This window comes from Acinetobacter sp. CIP 64.2, assembly GCF_000369645.1.
Lineage (GTDB): Bacteria > Pseudomonadota > Gammaproteobacteria > Pseudomonadales > Moraxellaceae > Acinetobacter.
This window is the reverse complement of sequence record NZ_KB850120.1, coordinates 111,721-132,670: the sequence shown is the minus strand read 5'-3', so window position 1 is coordinate 132,670 and position 20,950 is coordinate 111,721. Positions and strand designations below refer to the sequence as shown.

Annotated in this window: 23 protein-coding genes, 1 tRNA gene and 1 pseudogene; 13 read left to right on the top strand and 12 right to left on the bottom strand. The window is 39.7% G+C overall.

The genetic code is table 11. From position 1 onward, the window contains the following. Nucleotides 1-11: 11 nt before the first annotated feature. From murG to F895_RS18075, 3 genes are all read right to left on the bottom strand, one after another. Nucleotides 12-1,109 carry an undecaprenyldiphospho-muramoylpentapeptide beta-N-acetylglucosaminyltransferase gene (gene murG, locus F895_RS18065; RefSeq protein ID WP_081402010.1) on the bottom strand — a complete coding sequence of 366 codons (1,098 nt, stop codon included), beginning with the start codon at nucleotides 1,107-1,109 and terminating at the stop codon, nucleotides 12-14. Between the two features lie 228 nt (nucleotides 1,110-1,337). After that, nucleotides 1,338-2,282: a glutathione synthase gene (gene gshB, locus F895_RS18070; protein WP_005238127.1), complete on the bottom strand. Its 945-nt coding sequence runs from the start codon at nucleotides 2,280-2,282 to the stop codon at nucleotides 1,338-1,340. A gap of 225 nt (nucleotides 2,283-2,507) precedes the next feature. Then, nucleotides 2,508-2,987: a glutathione peroxidase gene (locus tag F895_RS18075; protein WP_005238126.1), complete on the bottom strand. Its 480-nt coding sequence runs from the start codon at nucleotides 2,985-2,987 to the stop codon at nucleotides 2,508-2,510. A 182-nt stretch (nucleotides 2,988-3,169) separates the two neighbouring features. Between F895_RS18075 and F895_RS18080 the strand changes: the two genes are divergently transcribed. Together F895_RS18080 and F895_RS18085 are read left to right on the top strand one after the other, a co-directional pair. After that, nucleotides 3,170-3,622: a MarR family winged helix-turn-helix transcriptional regulator gene (locus F895_RS18080; protein WP_005238124.1), complete on the top strand. Its 453-nt coding sequence runs from the start codon at nucleotides 3,170-3,172 to the stop codon at nucleotides 3,620-3,622. Next, on the top strand, nucleotides 3,623-3,826 hold the full coding sequence (locus F895_RS18085; protein ID WP_005238123.1) for a DUF3565 domain-containing protein: 204 nt from the start codon (nucleotides 3,623-3,625) through the stop codon (nucleotides 3,824-3,826). Between the two features lie 46 nt (nucleotides 3,827-3,872). On the opposite strand, the gene F895_RS0118765 is transcribed toward F895_RS18085, so the two are convergent. Then, nucleotides 3,873-3,948 (bottom strand) — tRNA-OTHER (locus tag F895_RS0118765). Continuing rightward, nucleotides 3,943-5,256, bottom strand: coding sequence for a hypothetical protein (locus F895_RS18090; protein ID WP_005238122.1), 1,314 nt, complete (start codon nucleotides 5,254-5,256; stop codon nucleotides 3,943-3,945). Before F895_RS18090 ends, F895_RS0118765 begins: the two co-directional genes overlap by 6 nt. Before the next feature lie 214 nt (nucleotides 5,257-5,470). Between F895_RS18090 and F895_RS18095 the strand changes: the two genes are divergently transcribed. From F895_RS18095 to F895_RS19250, 6 genes and pseudogenes are all read left to right on the top strand, one after another. Beyond that, entirely contained in the window at nucleotides 5,471-6,190 is a 720-nt protein-coding gene (locus F895_RS18095) for an SDR family oxidoreductase (protein WP_005238121.1), read from the top strand. A gap of 333 nt (nucleotides 6,191-6,523) precedes the next feature. After that, nucleotides 6,524-7,276, top strand: a complete 753-nt coding sequence (locus F895_RS18100; RefSeq protein ID WP_005238120.1) for a 2OG-Fe dioxygenase family protein — start codon at nucleotides 6,524-6,526, stop codon at nucleotides 7,274-7,276. Then, nucleotides 7,260-7,709 carry a GNAT family N-acetyltransferase gene (locus F895_RS18105; RefSeq protein WP_010590313.1) on the top strand — a complete coding sequence of 150 codons (450 nt, stop codon included), beginning with the start codon at nucleotides 7,260-7,262 and terminating at the stop codon, nucleotides 7,707-7,709. The genes F895_RS18100 and F895_RS18105 overlap by 17 nt, the downstream gene beginning before the upstream one ends. Next, entirely contained in the window at nucleotides 7,710-8,831 is a 1,122-nt protein-coding gene (locus F895_RS18110) for a benzoate/H(+) symporter BenE family transporter (protein WP_005238118.1), read from the top strand. 47 nt (nucleotides 8,832-8,878) lie between these two features. Next, nucleotides 8,879-9,283: a transposase family protein gene (locus F895_RS18115; protein WP_000669095.1), complete on the top strand. Its 405-nt coding sequence runs from the start codon at nucleotides 8,879-8,881 to the stop codon at nucleotides 9,281-9,283. 37 nt (nucleotides 9,284-9,320) lie between these two features. Then, nucleotides 9,321-9,713 (top strand): annotated as a pseudogene (locus F895_RS19250) (transposase family protein); the annotation flags it as partial. Between the two features lie 197 nt (nucleotides 9,714-9,910). Here the strand turns inward: F895_RS19250 and pyrE are convergent. After that, nucleotides 9,911-10,561 (bottom strand): orotate phosphoribosyltransferase, encoded by a 651-nt coding sequence (gene pyrE / locus F895_RS18125; protein WP_005238116.1) that lies wholly within the window; start codon nucleotides 10,559-10,561, stop codon nucleotides 9,911-9,913. 41 nt (nucleotides 10,562-10,602) lie between these two features. On the opposite strand from pyrE, the gene F895_RS18130 reads away from it, so the two are divergent. Both F895_RS18130 and F895_RS18135 read left to right on the top strand, forming a co-directional pair. Continuing rightward, nucleotides 10,603-11,427, top strand: a complete 825-nt coding sequence (locus F895_RS18130) for an exodeoxyribonuclease III (RefSeq protein ID WP_005238115.1) — start codon at nucleotides 10,603-10,605, stop codon at nucleotides 11,425-11,427. 424 nt (nucleotides 11,428-11,851) lie between these two features. Continuing rightward, the gene (locus F895_RS18135) at nucleotides 11,852-12,202 is read left to right on the top strand and encodes an arsenate reductase (RefSeq protein ID WP_005238114.1); all 351 of its coding nucleotides are present in this window, start codon (nucleotides 11,852-11,854) and stop codon (nucleotides 12,200-12,202) included. 72 nt (nucleotides 12,203-12,274) lie between these two features. On the opposite strand, the gene F895_RS18140 is transcribed toward F895_RS18135, so the two are convergent. Continuing rightward, on the bottom strand, nucleotides 12,275-12,712 hold the full coding sequence (locus tag F895_RS18140; RefSeq protein WP_005238113.1) for a DUF2147 domain-containing protein: 438 nt from the start codon (nucleotides 12,710-12,712) through the stop codon (nucleotides 12,275-12,277). 205 nt (nucleotides 12,713-12,917) lie between these two features. Between F895_RS18140 and F895_RS18145 the strand changes: the two genes are divergently transcribed. Next, nucleotides 12,918-13,829 carry an alpha/beta hydrolase gene (locus F895_RS18145; protein ID WP_005238112.1) on the top strand — a complete coding sequence of 304 codons (912 nt, stop codon included), beginning with the start codon at nucleotides 12,918-12,920 and terminating at the stop codon, nucleotides 13,827-13,829. 271 nt (nucleotides 13,830-14,100) lie between these two features. Then, the gene (locus F895_RS18150; protein ID WP_005238111.1) at nucleotides 14,101-15,288 is read left to right on the top strand and encodes a GGDEF domain-containing protein; all 1,188 of its coding nucleotides are present in this window, start codon (nucleotides 14,101-14,103) and stop codon (nucleotides 15,286-15,288) included. A 38-nt stretch (nucleotides 15,289-15,326) separates the two neighbouring features. Here the strand turns inward: F895_RS18150 and F895_RS18155 are convergent, their stop codons facing one another. The 5 genes from F895_RS18155 to F895_RS18175 all read right to left on the bottom strand — a co-directional run bounded on the left by F895_RS18155 (nucleotide 15,327) and on the right by F895_RS18175 (nucleotide 19,823). Beyond that, nucleotides 15,327-16,028 (bottom strand): glutathione S-transferase family protein, encoded by a 702-nt coding sequence (locus F895_RS18155; RefSeq protein ID WP_005238110.1) that lies wholly within the window; start codon nucleotides 16,026-16,028, stop codon nucleotides 15,327-15,329. Between the two features lie 2 nt (nucleotides 16,029-16,030). Continuing rightward, complete coding sequence (dsbD, locus tag F895_RS18160) at nucleotides 16,031-17,881, bottom strand: protein-disulfide reductase DsbD (RefSeq protein WP_005238109.1); 1,851 nt, start codon at nucleotides 17,879-17,881, stop codon at nucleotides 16,031-16,033. A 79-nt stretch (nucleotides 17,882-17,960) separates the two neighbouring features. Then, nucleotides 17,961-18,728, bottom strand: a complete 768-nt coding sequence (locus tag F895_RS18165; RefSeq protein WP_005238104.1) for a transporter — start codon at nucleotides 18,726-18,728, stop codon at nucleotides 17,961-17,963. A 31-nt stretch (nucleotides 18,729-18,759) separates the two neighbouring features. Further along, a complete protein-coding gene (locus F895_RS18170; protein ID WP_005238094.1) occupies nucleotides 18,760-19,305 on the bottom strand; it encodes an ankyrin repeat domain-containing protein in 546 nt (181 codons plus the stop codon). Nucleotides 19,306-19,448: 143 nt separating this feature from the next. After that, entirely contained in the window at nucleotides 19,449-19,823 is a 375-nt protein-coding gene (locus F895_RS18175; protein WP_005238092.1) for an HPF/RaiA family ribosome-associated protein, read from the bottom strand. A gap of 370 nt (nucleotides 19,824-20,193) precedes the next feature. Between F895_RS18175 and F895_RS18180 the strand changes: the two genes are divergently transcribed. Continuing rightward, a complete protein-coding gene (locus tag F895_RS18180) occupies nucleotides 20,194-20,919 on the top strand; it encodes an outer membrane protein OmpK (RefSeq protein WP_005238090.1) in 726 nt (241 codons plus the stop codon). Nucleotides 20,920-20,950 lie beyond the last annotated feature (31 nt).

The following is a 20,950-nucleotide window of genomic DNA, read 5'->3' as shown; positions in this document are numbered from 1 at the left end:
ATAAACTCGAATTACAATTTTTTAATCAGATCAACCACATGCTGTGTTGCATTCGGTTGTGCTTGTTGACGTGCTTTTACAGCCATTTCAGAGAGTAGCTGACGATTTAATAAGGTTGCTAATAACTCGTCTAAAACAGCAGGTGTCATGTCTGCTTGCTGGCAAATCTTGGCTGCGCCAGCATTAGCCAAGAATTTCGCATTTGCGGTTTGGTGATCATCCACCGCAATCGGTAAAGGCACAAAAATCGCGGCCAAACCTGCGGTTGCCACTTCGGTCACCGTTAAAGCACCGGCGCGGCAAATAATCAAGTCTGCTTCACTATAGGCTTTTGCCATATCGTGAATAAAAGGCTCCACTTGAATATCTAAACTGGCAGGTGCACCTTGATACAGTGCCCGCGTGGCATCTTGCTTGTTTTGACCACACTGATGGAATACTTTGAGCGGAACATTGACCTTTTTCAAAGCTTCAGGCAAACGCTCATTCAGCGCCTGTGCACCAAGCGACCCCCCCACAATCAAAATATTCAGTGGCAGTTGTTCTTGTTCACGGGTTTGATAGCGCCAAGAAGGATTTAAAATCGCAGTGATTTCGGCACGCACCGGATTGCCGGTGGTCACGACTTTATCACTGTTTGCAAAGGTATTTGGAAATGCCTGACATACGGTCTTGGCAATCCGCGCCAATTGGGTATTGGTAAACCCTGCAATGGCGTTTTGCTCATGAATCACGACAGGAATACCGAGTAAACGTGCAGCCAAACCACCCGGGCCTGCCACATAACCACCGAAACCAGCCACAGCATCAATCTTGAGCTGTTTCATATAGCGCATAGCGCTTAAAGTCGCTTTTAAAATTTTAAACGGTGCACTGATTTTACGTAACAGGCCATTACCGCGCACACCTTGAATATCAATCTGATAAATCGGAATATTTTGATCTTTGAGTAACCGATTTTCCATTCCTGTCGGAGTTGCCAGCCAAGAGACCTGACAGCCCTCTTGTTGCAGTTGTTTGGCAACAGCAAGTGCAGGAAAAACATGTCCACCTGTACCAGCGGCCATCATCATGACATGTTTAGGTTTGTTGTGTGGGGAATTGGTCACAGTCTAATTCTTCAACTCAAAAAAAGAAGGTTATCGTCTATTGTTTTCGGAAGTTATTTTAATCCTAAAGCTTCATTCACGAAAAGCGAATTTCACCTGTTTACAACAGAAAGCTCGGCTTTTTTCGATTCTTTGTTAAAAACAAGGTTCTGTCGATAGAGAAAAGCCCATTTACCTTCCAATTTCAGTGAAATGCAAATGGGCAATTTGGTCAAAAATACAACTTTTTTAGTTTTTACGACCTGCTTCGAGCACCGTGAAAAGATCATCGGCAATTGACGTCCCGAATTGTGCATCAATCTCACGGATACAGGTTGGACTGGTTACGTTAATTTCAGTCACATAATTGCCAATCACATCCAAACCCACAAAGACCAGCCCTTTTTCACGCAGGAATGGACCGACTTTTGCGGCAATCAATTTATCATTTTCAGTCAGTGGACGGGCCTGACCTAAGCCACCTGCCGCCAAGTTCCCCCGCACTTCACCATTTTGCGGAATACGTGCCAAGCAATATGGAATCGGCTCACCATTGACCATCAAGATGCGCTTATCACCTTCCACAATTTCAGGGATATAACGTTGCGCCATGATTGGACGTGTGCCCATTTCTGTCAGCATTTCCAAAGTCGAACCAATGTTCACCCCATCTTGGTATAGGCGGAAAATCCCCATGCCGCCCATGCCATCCAAAGGCTTTACAATCACATCGCCATGTTCTTTGATAAATTCACGAATCAGACTTTGTTGTGAGGTCACCAAAGTAGGTACTTGTAATTCAGGGAACTGCGTGGCAAATAATTTTTCATTACAGTCACGTAGCGATTGTGGTTTGTTGATGATCCACACGCCTTCACGCTCGGCCTGTTCCAAAATATAGGTGGTATAGACAAAGTTCATGTCGAAGGGTGGGTCTTTACGCATCAACACCACATCGTAATCGGCCAACGATTCTTTGCGCTGCTCGCCCAACTCATAATAATGGTTATAGTCTTCAAATACTTTTAAAGGTGAGATCAGGCCAAAGGCTTTGCCTTGGTCGATATATAAATCGTGTTGTAATGCATAACCCAATTCATGTCCGCGACGGCTGGCCGCCCATAACATTGCCATGGTTGAATCTTTTTTGAGATTCACAGTTTCAATCGGGTCCATCACCACCAGTACACGCATATTCTGACGCTCGTATTTTTAATCTTGGCAAAAAGTATAGCGAAGTTTGCGGTCAATCGTGAAACAACTTGTATAAATCTTAAAGATTAAAAAATCTATTTTGTTCAATTAATTACAACATATTAAAAATATTCAGCTTTATGATTTAATTTGTTTCGGAAGAGGAAATCACCAGTGGATGCATCGTAGACCAGTCATTTCCATTTTCCTCATTTTCCAGGCTATTTATCGCAAAAGCTTTTGAATATCTTTGGCAATTTTTTCAGGTTTGGTGATTGGGGCATAGCGTTTGACCACTTCACCGTTTTGATTGATCAGAAATTTGGTGAAGTTCCATTTAATGCTGCTGCCTAACAGACCTTTGGCTTCAGAAGTGAGATATTGATATAAGGGATGTGCGGTTGGGCCATTCACATCGACCTTGGCAAACATCGGGAAAGATACGCCATAGTTACGTTGACAGAAACTGCCAATTTCTTCATTGCTGGATGGATCTTGATTGGCAAATTGGTTACATGGAAAACCCAGAATCACCAGCCCTTGTTGTTGATAGCCCTGATATAGCTTTTCCAAGCCTTCAAATTGTGGCGTTAGACCGCACTGGCTTGCTGTATTCACCACCAATAAAACTTTGCCTTGGTAATCTGCAAGGTTCTTTTGTTCGCCTTCTAACAGTTCAGCCTGAAAATCATAAATCTTGCTCATAGGTGCTCTCTCTTCTATCTATCCAATGGTGGATGTACTCAAAATCGTTTACTGAATAATTCAGCTTGTTTACTTAATATTGCACACAATTATCTTGTGCACAAGTTTATTATGCACAATGTACTTTTTGAGCAATCCAATTTATACTGAATGTTCAACAACCGAGTCGAGGACAGATCATCATGGCTGACGTTTCATTTTTGGATAACCAAGTGTGTTTTGCCATGTATTCCGCGACCAATGCGATGATTCGCCAGTATCGCCCTTTGCTGCAGGAATATGATCTGACCTATCCGCAATTTATTGTATTGCTGGCTTTGTATGAGCAAGACAATGTGATGTTGTCTGAGATTGGACAAAAGACTTTTTTTGATTCTGGAACGCTGACACCAATTATTAAAAAACTCGAAGAAAAGCAGTTTTTAAAGCGTGTTGCGGTCAAAGAAGATGAGCGGATGAAAAAAGTGATCTTGCTGGAAAAAGCGCTGGCGTCAAAAGATGACATTACCCTGATCCCGTTTAAACTCGCCTGCTCATTGGATATGGACCCGAATGATCTGCTGGCGATTCTTAACTTATGCCATCGTTTTTTAAAGGGTTTGGAACAATCTAAACTCGAGTCTCTTGAAAATTAAATGCAGCAAGCCATTGTCGGTTTTCATCTCGATGAGGAAGGACATTGGGTTGCTGATCTCGCCTGTGGGCATGGGCAACATGTGCGTCATAGCCCGCCTTGGCAGAATCGCCCTTGGGTGTTAACCGAGCAAGGGCGGAATGAGAAATTAGGGGTGATGTTGGAATGTAAGAAGTGTGAGGAAGCTTTCAACACCCCAAATTAATTACAATAAATAAAACAATAACATAGTTAAAAATATCAAAGAATGATGGATAGGTGCAGGGCTCGAACCTGCGTCCATTCGGATAAGAGAGCCGAACGTTCTACCACTGAACTAACCTACCCTTTACCTGAAAAAAATTTATTTCTTTTTAATATACTAGCTAAAAATGGACTACTAATTTCTACACCATGGACCAATTCAGGTGTTGTCTTAAACTGTACAGTAGAATGTGATTTAGGTGCAATCCAACCAGATTTTTCTGGATCTAAATTAACTTTTAAGCACTGAACTATAATATCATCTTTTGTACAAACAACACGTCCCTGCAAAACCTCCCATGGTAAAGGAAGTTCATTCCAAACATAGGTATCAGGGTCCAGAGTCCCTTTTGACTCTAAATGCCATGCCGCTATATCTCCAGCCATTAACCGTAATACCTTACCTATACATATATTTTCTAATATTATTTCCAAACCTAAAGCATATATAAGATGCATCCATTGATCACGAGCTTTATTCCAAGCCCCAGCTGCATGGTTCCATGTTGAAGAATCATTTCCTTTTTTCACAATCATAGTTTGCCTATTAATATTATTTTTCAACCATAGATCATGTAAAAAATTAGAAATTTCCTCAAGGATACATGTCCAACGCCCTAGAAGTAACCCTTTCTGCTCTTCAGTTAGATGACTTGTAACAAAGTCAGAAATATAAACATGAGAAATGGCCCACCAATTGGTAGTAATTGGACAATTTAAACGACACCTAGTTAAAAGCATTTCACAAATTTCATCAAATGGATGTTCCTGGGACGTATTAGTGAATACACTACGTAAATTACAACGTGCTGTATAATAAGCAATAAAACATGCGCTATCAGCATCCTGAGCAAACTCACTATAAGAAAGGTGATGGGCTAATCCATGCTTTGCAATTTTTTCAAACTCCAGTTTATGTAATTCTTTCTGAAGTTTTTTTTGCTTCTCTTCGATACGTTTTAACAATCTCCATCGTTTATTATATTGCCGCTTTGAAAGCTGTATATTCGATTTCTTCCTTTCATTTTTATTTAATCTATCGCGAATAAAATTATTACTCCCAATTTCTTTTTTTACCAGCATCTCTATTTCTTCTAGAGCAGATTGGATCTCTCCAACATCACAATAATCAAAATTTGTATATAACGACACATCAAAAAGCTCACTAGCTTTTAAAAGCTGTTTTTCTGCTCCCACTATTTTTCTAAAATCTTCCGGCATTGATGTATAGGGAATATGTCTACGTACTAAAGCATGCTGTGCGGCTTTTTCTAAAATTATACGTTCTCGAACGCTATAGTGATCTGACATATAGTTTTTGATCACTTCTGCAATATCTTCTGGACGCTTTCTCTCACTTAAAGATTGATATAAATTTTTAATATAATCCATACTTTTATTGTCCATCAAACAGCTTCTTTCAAAACATTAAGAAGTGAAAGTAATTTAGGTTAAATCTAAAAATTTAAAATCTTCCAGAATCTAACATACTACAACCCAACTGTTTAAACACCTTTGAGTCACGCCATACAAATAACTCTATTGACCTCAAGCCAACTTGAGCTTTTATAGTTACTTTTTTAATCCAAAAAGTACGGATAGATGGATGGATAACTCAAATAAAACGTTTCTCATATACGGCGTCAGTAAAGGTCTAGGCAAAGCCATTGTTCAAGCTGTACCAAAGCCAACAGATACCATCTATGGCGTATCTCGCACCCAACCACAAGAAATTCCGAACGTAAACTGGATTCGTGCTGATCTGTCCAAACCAGAGCAGGCTGTAAGCGATGTAAAAACAACAATTGGACAGCAAAAAATTGATGTACTGATTTATAACGTTGGTATTTGGGAACAACAGGCTTTTAGCAACAACTATAATTTTGAAAATGTTTCTGCTGCTGAAATCAACCAAATCATTCATACCAATATCAGCACCTGTATCCTGTCGATTCAATCTCTTATTGAAAATCTAAAACTCTCCGATAATGCCAAAATTATTCTGATCGGTTCCACTTGGGGTGTTGATAATCATAACGGTAAAGAACTTGTTTTCTCCGCTACCAAATTTGCTCTAAGGGGCATTGCACAATCACTACGAGAAATCTTACGTGAACACCTGATTGGGGTCAGTGTACTGAACTTGGGCTATCTGGCCAGTGAATATGAGATTGATAAACCTACTCAAGATGTTTTAGAAGAAACTAAATTCTCTCTTATTCCATTATCCGATGTGATTCAGGCGATTCATTTTATTCTTTCAACCACGAAGGCAAGCTGTGTTAAAGAAATCTTGATGCCTGCGATGTTGGATCAGAATGTTTAAGTTTAAATTTCACATTATTAATCACAAAAAATCAGCAAAAACTTTGACACTCCATACAAAAACATATTAATCAATTATTCTCAACAAAAAATGCCAAAATAAATAAATATTAATTTTTTTATTTTTTAACAAAAAGAAAATATAATATATTGTTATTCATGAAAAATAAAAATTAAATTTTTCAAAAAAAGACCCAAAATGACAACAAAAAAAGATTTATGTGTAAAAAAACAAATAGAAAAACCAACCACTTGATAAAATAAATTTTACATATCCATTAAAATATATAATATTGAAACGAATTAACAACCAGCCAAAAAAGCAAGAAAAATAATGCTATCAATTGAATCAACAGAAAAAGAGAAAGTTATTAATGAAATAAAAGAATTTGGCTTTTCTAATGTAACAGGAAAATCATTTTCACTTTCAGGAGGTTTTTTTGAGTTCATTGAATTTAGTCAAAGTTGGGAAAATATGCCAGAGGATATCTATTTTGGGCAAAAAGATTCAGGACGACGATTCAGAAGATATAGTGACTTTGACTATAACCCTGTCACAAAACAAATTAGCCAACTTGAGCATAGGCCATACCATCAATCTACAGAATTAAATAAATATGTAGGGGGAAAAGATAGACATTTTGGAGATTTCGAGACCGAAATAATACAACATCCTATTTTAAAGCAACTAATTGATATTAATTTTGAAATTTTCTCTGGCTTATTAGATGAAAACCTAAAGAAAGAAATTTGGCAATGCCAAATCCATCAAATAAGAATTGAAATATATAAAAACAAAACTTTAGAAATCACACCAGAAGGTATCCATTCAGATGGCTATCCCTACAGTGGTGTACATTTCTGGGGAAGAGAAAACGTTAATGGTGCGGAAAGTCAACTGTTTGACAAGGATAAAAATCAATTAGCAGCAACCACTTATAGTCAAATATTAGATACGAATTTTTTCCTAGATAAAGAAATGCTTCACTACGTAACACCAACAACTGCTACACAGGAAAATGCATATCGCCAAATTATTGCTGTTTCATTTTCTCGACCGGGGACCGATTATGCCACCAAAATCTAAGGAAGATAATTTTAAATATCATTTAGGAAAAACAATGCCTCCCCAAGATATTGTAAATTTTTTTAGTCATCATTCAGAAGTATCGTTTGTATCCCAAAGTTCTATAGATGAATTTAAAAAAATTATACAAGAGCCTAATACTATTATTGTTACAGCAAGTAATGAGTTTAATCAAATAGTAGCTATCCTAATCGGTGGAACTTTGGGAACCCGAGCTAGAATAAATCATGTCGCTATCAATAATGCTTATCGAAGATATGGTATAGGAACAGTATTAGTCAATAAATTTGAGATAGAGCTTCGAAATAGAGGTATAGCACGTTACTTTCTGTTTGTAGAAAAGAATAATGCTATTGCAAATAAGTTTTGGGAAAAAATGAACTTTTACACAACTTCTAACGCAGAAGTAACTTACGAAAAAAATTTGTTCTAGATGAATATTAAAAGCTTTATCGAAGATTTTTCAGTTTCCGCGTTTGCAGCTGGTTTCACTACAGTCCTTGTGGGTGTGACCAGCTCGATTATTATCGTCTTTCAAGCAGCTACTGCTTTAGGAGCGAATTCAGCAGAAATTGCATCATGGATTTGGGCACTTGGTTTAACACTCGGATTATCAAGTATAGTTCTATCCCTTTATTATAAGATTCCACTCATTGCCGCTTGGTCTACACCTGGTGCAGCATATTTAGCAATTAATGGCCATCAGGTCACCCTAAATGAAGCTGTCGGAGCATTTATAATAAGTGGCCTACTAATTACAATAGCTGGATTTTCATCATTATTTAAAAAAATAATTAGCCACATCCCTACTACAATTACATCAGCTATGCTAGCTGGAATATTACTTCCTTTCTGTTTAAAAATAATTGAAATGTATTCAAAAAATACCAGTTTAATCATAGCAATGACTATTTCATACTTTTTAAGCAAAGTATTCGTTCCAAGATATAGCATATTAACAACATTAACTATAGGCGTTTTTTTTACCCTTTACCAAGGAGGTCTAAACAATATACCAATATCATTTGAATTAGCACAGCCTATATTTATTAATCCAATTTTCAACCTTCATTCTATTTGGAATATCGCTATTCCACTTTTCATTATCACAATGGTTTCTCAAAATCTAGTTGGAGTCTCCATAATCAAATCATTTGGTTATCCTTGCCCTACAAATCAAGCCGTTGGAATAACTGGTTTTTTCAATACCATTTTTGCACCGTTTGGGGCATTTTCAACAAATTTAGCTGCTATAAGTGCTGCATTATGCTTAAGCCCTGATGTACATGAAGATAAAAGTAAACGCTACATCGCTTCTGTTATTGCAGGCTTTTTTTACGTCTTGGTTGGTATTTTAGGTGCTACCATAACATCATTGTTATTTTTATTTCCTAAAGAGTTCGTGATCACATTAGCTGGTTTAGCGTTATTATCAACACTTATAAATAGTTTCTTAGATGCTTTTAGTGTAAAAGGCGAACAAGAACCAGCAATACTCACTTTTCTAATTACAATAGACTTCCGTCATAAATCAAAAAACGTACAATTTATTTGATCTTAAATTAATCAGCAAAATTATTTAATTCAAGAGATAATCCTTGGATGAAATTCAAAGATATTCAAAAATTATCAAACGTTAAGTTTCGTAGGCTTACCGGTGTTAGTTGGGCTACATTTAACCTCATGTTGGCCGAGCTAAATAAGCATTTACCTCGTCATATTGGTAAAGGACGACCGCATAAATTACCGTTGGAAGATCGTTTGCTCTTATGTATAGAATATTGGAGAGAATATCGAACATTTTTCCATCTTGGTATGAGTTACGGTGTATCTGAAACGAGTGCAATTCGTATCACACGTGTTATTGAAGATACCTTAATCCGTTCTGGAAAATTCAACTTGCCAAAACAACTTCCTAATCGAGATGAAGTGGATTGGGAAGTTGTTGTGATTGATGCCACTGAAATATTAGTTCAACGTCCAAAAAAAACAGAAGAAATGGTATAGCGGTAAAAAAAAGCGACATACCTTTAAATTTCAGCTATCTATGCACTATATAACAGGTGAAATACTGAGTGTATGTGGAAGTCATGGAAGCATGCATGATTTTAAAATATTTAAAAAAAGCATGAGGAAATTAAAATTTAAGCCCTTTTTTATCGTTGATAAGGGTTATTTAGGGATAAAGAAATTGGGTTTTGGATGCCTCATGCCATCTAAAGCAAAGAAAACTGAAAAACTAGATTCTGAATTAAAAAAGTTAAATAAAGAGATTGGTCGTAGACGAATTCAAGTAGAGCATGTATTTGGAAGGATGAAATGTTTTAAGATTTTATCTTGTGTATATAGAAATCGTCGTAAAAGATTAAACCTGCGGTTTAATTTACTTGCTGGCATATACAATTTAGATTGGGTGAAAGATAAACAATTAAATTGATTGAAAAATGATTTATGAAGGAAGTCTAATATCTGATATAAAAATTTTTGGAATAAATTCAATTATATTAGGGCTGCTTTTTGGAATGGTCTTATATTTTATTTTAAGAAAAAAAGCAGCAATTTATAAAAAAATTAAACTTAGGCCCTTATAATAAAAAAGGAAGCCTCAGCTTCCTTTTCGTTCACATCTAAAACTTAGATGCCATATTTTTCACGATACGCCTGCATATTGGCTAAAACATCTTTTTCGCCTTTCGCATCCAGATAATCCATCAAATCTTTCATGGTAATCAATGCATGCACAGGAATTTCGAGTTCTTTTTGTACTTCCTGAATCGCAGAAAGCTGACCTTGACCGCGTTCCTGACGATCTAGCGCAACCAATACCCCAGCAATTTCAGCACCTGCATTTTTTAAGATGGTCACGACTTCACGAATTGCCGTTCCCGCAGTGATCACATCATCAATGATCCAGACCTTTTGACCTGCAACCGATGCACCCACCAACACACCGCCTTCACCATGATCTTTGGCTTCTTTACGGTTAAAGCCCCACGGTACGCTTTTGCCATGCACTTGAGACAACGCCACAGCCGTTGCTGCAACAAAAGGAATCCCTTTATAGGCTGGGCCAAAAATCACACCGACATTGTCACACTGCACCAGTTTGTCGGCATAGCCTTGCGCTAACAAAGACAGTGCTTCACCATCGTTTAACAAACCTGCGTTAAAGAAATAAGGACTGACACGGCCTGATTTTAAGGTAAACTCACCAAATTTAAGCACTCCACGTGATAATGCGAGTTCGATAAAAGCTTGCGGATGAAATGACACAGGCGTTGTCATATAAAGTGCTCCAAATTCTTCAATTGAGGTTAAACAGACGTATGATACCAAAGGATAGCTATCCAAGTGATGTAAAAATTCTTCGAGTCGTTTCAATTAACGTAAATGGCTTGCGCTCATCAGTCACCAAAGGCCTGCTCGAATGGTTAGAACAGTCAGATGCCGATGTGGTGTGTATGCAGGAAAGCCGCATCACCCATGAGCAATGGACCGATAAATTTAAACCTGAAGGCTGGTATACCCACCTGTTCCCTGCTGAACGTGCAGGCTACGCAGGTACGGCGATTTATAGCCGTCTGCCATTCGTATCGGTAAAAGATGGTTTAGGCTTCGAACTCGCTGACTCTCAGGGCCGTTTTATCACCGCTGAATTTGATTTAGGCTTGTCACAAACTGTTCATATTGCCTCGTTATACTTGCCATCAGGATCAAGCGGTGACGAAGCGCAAGCACGCAAAGACGTGTTTTTACAAGAATACGCCAAAATACTCAAACAGTGGCGAGATGAAAATAAATCAATCATTGTCTGCGGGGACTACAATATCGTGCATAAACGCATCGATATTAAAAACTGGTCAGGTAACCAGAAATCATCTGGCGTATTGCCACATGAACGTGCTTGGCTCGATCATATCTATGATGAGTTGGGTTATGTGGATACCTTCCGCGAAGTTCGCCCTGAAGCAGAATTGTATTCATGGTGGTCAAATCGCGGTCAAGCGCGTGCAAAAAATGTTGGGTGGCGTATCGACTACCAAGCCTGCTCTCCAGACTGGAAAGCACGCACAACAAATGCGTGGGTGTATAAAGAACAATGGTTTAGCGACCATGCACCGGTGATTATTGACTATAAAATACTCGAATAAGTGAACAATCGTTCACTTAGGTCGCTTCTTTAGCTTACATAACTTGTCGCTTTTGTATATTTTTATTTCACAGCTAGAACGGCATTATAGCTTCACGGCACAAGGAAGCGGTCAGGATGACCAAAAAGGGATAGGAAGCCGTAGGAAGATAAAATAAACTTAGATTAAGTTTATTTGCATGGATGAGACAATGGACGTTGAAATGAGACCCGCATAATCAGGAAGATTATATGCGGGTTTTCTCTTTTCTAGAACTTCGTTTTCTTTGTTTGAGCTGTCTGAAGCATGTGTAATCAAAGCATATTATCATTTCTATTTCATAATCAGGGCCGATCAACCTAATCAAAAATTTCAACTGGTACACTCCCCTACTTTTACGTTAGGCTTTGAGCCATCTCTTTTATTGTTTTCTATGGTTTTTCACATGTTTAAAATTTATGGCATTAAAAATTGTAATTCGATGAAGAAAGCCTTTGATGCATTACAAGCCAAAGGTATCAATTACGAATTTCATGATTACAAAAAACAAGGTATTGATGCAGAAACTTTGGCGATTTGGCTGAAAGAGATCGGTGCAGACAAAGTACTGAATAAAAAAGGCACTACTTGGCGCAAATTAAGCGCAGATCAGCAAACACATGCGACCAGTAATGAGCAGAACCTGATTGAAAACCTGATCGCGCAGCCTAGCCTGATTAAGCGCCCAGTGCTGCAAACACCACAAGGTTTTGTGATTGGCTTTGATGAAGTCGTCTATCAGGATTTATCTGCCTAAACACCATCACACCATCTTACAGCGATAAAAAAACCGAGTCTCACGACTCGGTTTTTTATTATTCAATCTTGCTTAGTTGGTGCGAATCCAGGTTTGGTTACGCCCTAAAGCAGCAACACCAATATAGCCACGTAATTTCAGCTTCTTGCCACCTTCTAAGATTTCAGCCTTTAATCGATAGGTTTTACCGTTTTTAGGATCAATAATCGAACCATTGTCATAGCTTGTCCCGCCGACATTTTTAAGACCATGTACAATGGTTAAACCTTTCAATGGCTTATTGTGATAGGTTCCTTCACATTTAGAGCAGGCATTTTCCTGATCTGCAACTAAATATTTTTGAATAGATGCAGTCAGTGTTCCATCCTTTTGTTCCGTAAATTTCACGATTGCCTTTGGCTGCTTTGTTTCATCATCAATCGTCTGCCAAACACTGCCGTTCAGCGCATCTGCCGCATTGGCAAAAGTTGTTAAACCAAGCAATCCAAATGCTAAAGCAATTTTCTTCATTTTTGTAATATCCTTAAGGGGTCTTTCAAACTCAGAGTATTGAGAACTTCGATCAATATTGCAATTCTTGATTATGACTATTTGGTATAACCTGAGTAAGGGTGACGTAGCGCACAATTTTTTCAGTTTTTATCGTAACGCTTAGGCATCGCTTATCTTCAAGAATATTCTTATTCCGATACTGATCTAACAATATGGAAAAATTATGAAATTTGCTACTGTTTGGAAATATTATTTTACTGAATCTCTACTTAAAGCGGCAATCCGGACACCAAGTCAATTTAACTTGGCTCCCAATGCTTTACGTCCTCTTCTGGATCAACTGTGTCGCGTATTTCCACACGATCCGACGGTACAAATCCGTTCAATACGTCTGGCAGGTGTACGCGGTGAGGAAATTAAGGCGCAAGCTACGGCAACTCAGCTGATTTTCCATATCCATGGCGGCGCGTTCTTCTTAGGGAGTTTAAATACCCATCGTGCCTTGATGACCGATATCGCCGCACGTACCCAGATGCAAGTCATTCATGTTGATTATCCTCTTGCGCCCGAGCATCCCTTTCCTGAAGCCATTGATGCGATTTTTGATGTTTATCAAGCCTTGCTGGTACAAGGCATTAAACCAAAAGATATTATTATTTCAGGTGATTCTTGTGGTGCCAATCTGGCTTTGGCCTTATGTTTACGTCTCAAACAGCAGCCAGGGTTGATGCCAAGTGGCCTGATTCTAATGTCACCTTATCTTGATCTGACCTTGACCAGCGAATCGCTACGTTTTAACCAGAAACATGATGCACTGCTGTCAATCGAAGCCTTGCAAGCCGGCATCAATCATTATCTGACGGATAGTATCCAAGCCGATGATCCACGTGTTTCACCACTATTTGATGATTTAACAGGACTGCCGCCCACTTTGGTGCAAGTCGGCTCTAAAGAAATCCTATTAGATGATTCAAAACGCTTTAGAGAAAAAGCCGTGCAAGCCGATGTCGATGTCAGCTTCAAACTGTATACGGGCATGTGGCATAACTTCCAGATGTTTAATGCATGGTTCCCTGAAGCAAAACAGGCTCTGGCTGATATTGCTGAATTTGCTCATGCACTCGATCGGGATTGATTAAAATAAAATCGTGTGAAAAATGGTCAGCTATGTCTGACCATTGTCACTGTTAATTCAATTTTGTCATTAGAAAATAAAAATGATTGGATATTTAGATCATAGCCTATTTTTCGAGGCATTTTTCCCGTCCTGATTTGCACTAAAACCTGACCACCCGACTTTTTTCTCATTCTAAAGATGCTATTGTTATTTCAATAATCATTGTTCGATATTTTGAGGACAAATCTACAGTTGCTGGGAATCTCATTGCATAAAAGGATGCATGCCAATGGTCAAGATTCGTTTTAATCGGTCAACTGACACAAAAAGATGGGGCTTTCGGCTTTCTTGGGAACATCATATTGTCGTCAATTGGACCATACTCAAAAAAAGTATTTTATTACTAATACTTGCCGCATTTATGAATCTGTTCTGGATCAGCTGGGACATTTTTGTCTTGCTCAATCCACAGTATTCAGAATGGGTACATTTGAATCTGGTGCGTTCGCAATTATGGACCAGTTTGATCATGCTGGGTATTCTGTTGTTGCTGATCATCCCTTGCCATATTTTTAGAGAACAACTTTGGGCGCAAAGCTTTTTACCGATTCTCAGCGTACAGATTTTTACTGCGATGCTCTGCCATAACAGCTATTTAGTCGGAAGCTTTAGTCCGGCAACAATGGTGGGTTATGTCAGTGTTGTGGGTGTGGGCTTAGTACTGTTTGACCGTAGAATGGTGTATTGTGCGCTCATTCCAGCAACACTGGCGCTACTGTTCTGTAATTATTTAAGCATGATTGGGGTTCTAAGCTACGCACCGCTGTTTAACATGCAACATCTTAATCAAGTTCCCATGCACCCGTTTTGGGTCGGTAGCATGATGTTTTTCTTATTGCCGATCATGTTGGCCTGTTTGTTTCTGTTTGAAATTTTGCTGACACAATGGCGAAAACGGGAAATGACCATTCAGATCCTCAGCCGTCTGGATCCGTTAACCAATGTGTTCAATCGACGCAGTATCGACAGCTATTTAGAGAAATTACATCAGCAGCCTGATCCCTTATATTCAATTATCCTGCTCGATCTGGATCATTTTAAAAGTATTAATGATCACTTCGGCCACAGCATGGGGGATCAAGTCTTGGTGCAAGTGGCCAGATGTCTCACCCATAATCTGCGTGATCAAGATGTAATTGGTCGTTTTGGCGGAGAAGAATTCATTCTGATACTGCCCAACACCACCACGGCACAAGCACACAATGTGGCAGAACGTTGTCGTCTTGCAATAACACAGCTAGATTTTATCACCGAGCAAAAACAGCAATTTGTCATCAGCGCCAGTTTTGGCATCAGCAGTTCACTCAGTGCCGATGCACCTCACCTGATTATCAGCCAAGCCGATCAGGCGCTGTATGCGGTCAAAGCCGCTGGCCGCAATCAGGTGAGAATTTTTACGGATCTGATCAGCAGTTAACAGCATGAAGGCTTTGCTACGCCTTTATGGTCCAAGCGCTATTCACCTTTCAAAAATTCTTCACGGTGTTGACGATAGGGCTCATCAAAAGGCACGAACATCTGTTCTTGTTTGGCTTCTGCAATCCATTGCTGTACTGATGCCAAAGACAAGATTTTTTGCGCATAGGCTTGGCTAGATGCGGAAAGTGGCAGTTGATAACATTCAAAACGCATCACCACAGGTGCATAAAAGGCATCTGCGATACTAAATGCATCACCACATAAAAAACCGTCTGCATTCGGACGTTGTGACCAGAGCTGGTCAATTCGCGCCACATCGGCGCGCAACTGCGCATGTTCTGCCCAAAGCTGTTTGCCGATATGCGTCAGATCAGCTTCTACATTCATCGGACACAAATTGCGTAAGCTTTGAAAGCTACTATGCATTTCTGCACTGATACAACGCGCCCGTGCACGTAAGGCTTTTTCTTGTGGCCACAGGTCAAGTTCAGGATGCTGCTCGGCAATATATTCACAAATCGCCAGACTGTCCCACACCATAAGCTCACCATTCAGCAATGCAGGAACTTTGCCTGTCGGGTTCAGCTTTAAAATCTCTGTTTTAAATTGACTATCTGCTTCAAAGCTATCGAACTGAATCACATGCTCCTGAAAGGAAATCCCCGCTTGTGTGAATAAAATCCACGGACGCATCGACCAGGTTGAATAGTTTTTATTACTAATAAAGAGCTGATACATTGTTATTGTTTCCCTTTAAAGAAAGCCAGTTGCTGTAATAGCTCAGCTTTCTGGAATGCACCAGTTAAGCGTAGCGAGCGAATTTCTTGTTGTTGCTGATCTAAAAATAAATAAGTGGGTGGTCCTAAAATATCCCACTGTGCCAACAAGGCTTGATGTGATGCATCGTAGTGGCTTAAATCCAGTTTAACCAGATAATAGCCCGATAACGCTTGTTGTACCTCTGCATCTTTTAAAATGCGGTGCTCAATCGGCTGACATGCCACACACCAGTCCGCATAGACATCGATCACAATGCCACGATCTTTAGGCGCATGAGCAAGGATTTGCTGAAATTCAGTTGCCGTCTGTGCTACATGCCAATCCGCCAATTTATCTGCCTGAACCGAGCTGAGATTTTGAATATGTTGGTATTGGTTAAACGCCAATGCTGGAATCGCTAAAATCAGCAACAGTGCATACAGCCATTGCAATTTAGATTTCTGTCCAAATAGACGATACGCCGCATAAACAATAAAGGCCAAACCGAGCAACAGGCTCAGAACCTGAATCGCCAGTTCGGGCAATAAGGGACGAATAAAATAAATGCTCAATGCCAACATCAAAAAGGCAAAAATCACCTTGATTTGATTCATCCAGTCGCCAGCTTTGGGTAAGGCTTTTGCCCCCAATACACTGGCGAGCAGCAATGGAATTCCCATACCAAAACCCAGTGTAAACAGCAACAGCGCGCCTTGCCATTGGTTCTGCGTTTGCGAGATAAACAGTAACACTCCTGCCAAAGGTGCAGTCATACAGGGCCCCACCAACAGGGCTGAAATCATGCCCATGACACTGGCACCCACCAAGGTGCCACCTTTTTGGTTGGATTGCATCTGATCGAGTCGATTGACCCAGTTCTGTGGCAGTTTTAACTCAAACAAGCCAAATAAATTAAGCGCAAATACCACGAACAATAAGCTAAACGCAATCAAGGTGGCAGGTTGTTGTAACCAACGCTGAAAATTTAGTCCTGCTGCCGATGCAATCAAGCCCAATACGGCGTAGACCAAAGCCATACTCACCACAAAAGTGAGTGCAATCGACCATGCTTTCACCCCTTTATTGTCTCGTACAATCAAGGAGGTCAAAATGGGTAACATTGGTAAGGAACATGGGGTAAAAGCCAATAAAATCCCTAAGCCCAAGAACAGTAAAAGACTATAGGCCAAGGAGTGCTGTTCAAGTGCACTGGACCATTTTTGGTCTTGTGCCATACCAGCCGAATGATTTGAATTTGAGCTTTGTGCAGTTGGCTCGGCTTGCATGTCATCATTGCTTGCTGCTTGAACAGTTAAGGCGCTCGATGAGCGAGCCGCATCTAAAAAGCTTTTTTTAGTATTTGCACTGACATTCTGAACACTAACCAGGCCATCGGCATCGGTCTGGAATTCAATATTTTGCGGAGGATAACAAATCCGGTCTTTGGCACAGCCTTGCCAAGTCACCCGATAATGCTGTGATGCCTGAGTCGGAATGCTAAATTCAGCTTGTTGATAATAGACTTGGCTATGACCATAGTTCTCATCATACTGTTCGACCGCTTTAGGCAATGTTAATACAAGTGGCTGATTGCCTTGTTGTACTTCAAATTTATGCTGATACAGATAATAGTTGGGCTGAATAGACCAATGTAAACGGGCCTGATTCGACTGCGTCGATTCAACTGTAAATGCAAATGCCTGTTCAGGGCTCAGCAAAGCTGTTGATGAATTCGCTTGCGCGTAAGTCAAAGCCCCGCATAACAGCAAAATGGTTCCTATGAACCAACGTATCAGTGGGAAACGATGCCCACCTTGAACAGACATTTTCATGATGATCTCACTGTTATTCTCCTGAGTCTCCCTGCCACTTATGCAGAAGTGAATTTAAGAGAATTCAGGAGTATTATGGTTAGAATAAAACCGATACGCCGAAGCCACCGTTATAGCCTTTTCGATCTCCATTGAGATCCACTCCAACACTGGCATCCAATTGCATACGGTTATTCAAGGCATAAATCAGGCCTGTACCTAGACCATATTCATAGTCTTGGCTCTCTGCTTTGTGGTAAACGAACTCAGAATAGCCCGATAATTTCCCGGCAATTTTATAGCCAATGGTTGGAATTGCAGTCACCGCCCAATTACTGTTCTGCGCTTCATAACGCATAGTAATCGAGGTATCAATTAAATCACTGAACTTATATGACACAGCTGAAGTCAAGCTATAGATATCATCATGGGCTGTGAATTCATCATTGCCCGTTGCAATAATCGCCTTAGCCAATAATGCCATCGATAAACGATCATCTTTTAAATCAATCGCTTTTTTCAAACCAATGCTGACGTCGCCTAAACCATTGCTTTCTTTAGTCGTCCCTGCACGTTTGTATTGCTGCCAAACAGGCCCTTGCCAACCGAGTTGCAATTCCAGGCCATCTGCTAAACCAGTACGCAATAACATGTCACCATTCAAGGTTAAGGTCTTGTCTTTGACCCCATTGGTACTCCCCTCATGATAGCTGACGGTTGGCAAACCCTGCTCCCAAGCTAACTGCCCTACAGGGGTAATCCCCGTACTGATCCCCGAACCAGTACGATCAAAAGAAAAGTCAGCCGCAAAAGCCGTACTTGCCAGCATCGATGCTGTAACCAAGCTCAATGTTTGAAATGTTTTCATCATATTCCTCTTTGTATTTTGCTGGCTTAGCTTATGCGCTGAGCTCTTTTGACATTTTTGCACCATGTTGACGTAGCAACTCCAATGTTGCACGCTCTTCCTGCAATGATTCAGACCAATCAATTTCATCAAATTCGCAATCAAAAAATAATTGACTGATCGATGATAAAACGGTGAGACCTTCTTCATCACGGGTATTCGGATCTACTTTTTCATCAAGTAAACGTTGGACCACAGGTACGCAGGCAGAACTGGCTGCATCCCAAAGCGGACCATAAAATTCTTCTGCGTCCCATAAATGTAAATTGGCTTTGGCTTGAATGAGCGCGTCTAAAATGTCTAAATAAACTTGTAGCTGTTGTTGCTTTTCTTTTTCGCTCAATGGTTTTCCAGCTTCATAGGCCTCACAGATTTGTTCCCACCACACAAATAGACCATCACAAATGATGGAAACCGGAGGGCCTTGTTCGGGGTCAATAAAGTTCGGATCAAGTCCTTCAGCAAGTAAAGCTCGCACTTGGTCTAAATCGAGTTGTTGTATGGCTTGCACCAAGGCCTGCTGCTGCTTATTTAACATGACCATTTCTCACAATATTTTTTAATGGGTCTATTATGCCGAATATCCTGACAGGATTTTATAAAAGCATCTAAAAAATCATGTATAAATTTGATACACGCATAAAAAAAGCCCCACACAGGGCTTTTTTTATGCGTTGCCTCTTAGGCCTCATCATCTACTTTTATATCATCATCGACATCAACATATTCGGGTAAACCACCACGGTGATGCTCTTTTTTCTCATAGAGATGCTCCAAACTACGTTTCAGTTTATCAATCGCACCATGAATCGAATTATCAATATTTGCTGCTTTATGTGTCACTGCAACAGGTTTCATTCCTGCTGGACGGGCCTCAATCATACAACGCTTGTCATGATCGCCCGTTTTCTCCCCGTTCTCATCACTAATATGAACCGAAAAATGTGTAATACGCTCGCTATAGCGCTGAAATTCTTGTGTAAGTTCTGCACGAACATAACTGATTAAGCGTTCACTACCTTGAATGTTTTTATCTGTACGGATTTCAATATTCATAAATATCTTCCTCTCTTATCTGTGAGACGGTGCTACAAAACTTTCTTATTTGGCACGCTTTGAGCATGCGATCATTCAGTGCAGTTGTATATTTTGATTATGTAAATACCTGTTGTCTCCTCGCTTGCATCTGTTGCTTTTCAGTATGTAAGAAGATCTTCTATAACTTCAATATCTGTCTTTCCTCACAAATATGCAAGCTGATTTTTGACATTTTGATGAAATCTTCAGCAAAAAGAGCGTTATTTTTACCACCTGAATTACCCGCTTTTGCCATATACAATTCTTTTGTTCATTTGGTCAAATTTGACTTTATTTTTGCTTAATACCTTGTATGCTTTACACGCCTTTTTGGGGGGAGATTTTTTAAATGCAATTGAAGCAACTTACAGCGGTATGTTTATTAGGATCAACAGCAACTTTTGCGCAGGCAAAGCCGATTTGGCAAGACTTTAGCTTGACTGGACTATATGGTGAAAACTATGAAGTTGTTGATAAAAAACAAACAACGTTGACCATTGAGTATGCGGCAAAAGTCAAATATGCCGATGTATTTTTCTTTATGGATCGTATGCGCGGCAGCGATGATCATAAAAGCACGTATTTCGAGCTTTCTCCTCGTTTAAGCCTAGGTGAAATTTCAGGTCAGAAACTTGCGTTTGGCCCAATTAAAGATGTATTGATCTCTACCACCTGGGAAAGCAATAACGATGATTTCTCTAGTTTTGATAACTTCTTGTATGGTGTCGGCTTCGATCTTGCAGTGCCATATTTTCAATATATGAATGTCAACTTCTATCGCGCCAACAATGAAAAAACTGCTGATGACTATCAAATGACCATCGCTTATGCTTTGCCATTTAAAGTATCAAATGAAGATTTTCTGGTTGATGGCTTCCTCGACTGGTCGACTGGCGAAAAAGATCACGCCAGCGAATTGAACTGGACCACGCAATACAAATGGAATCTGGGTAAACATATTTCACCAGATACACGTCTCTACTTAGGTGTAGAGCACTCGGTCTGGAATAACAAATTCGGTATGAAAAACCGTGACGAAAACAACGTCAGCGCTTTAATTAAATACCACTTCTAAACGCTTTAAAATGTTAAAAAACAGCAAGGAA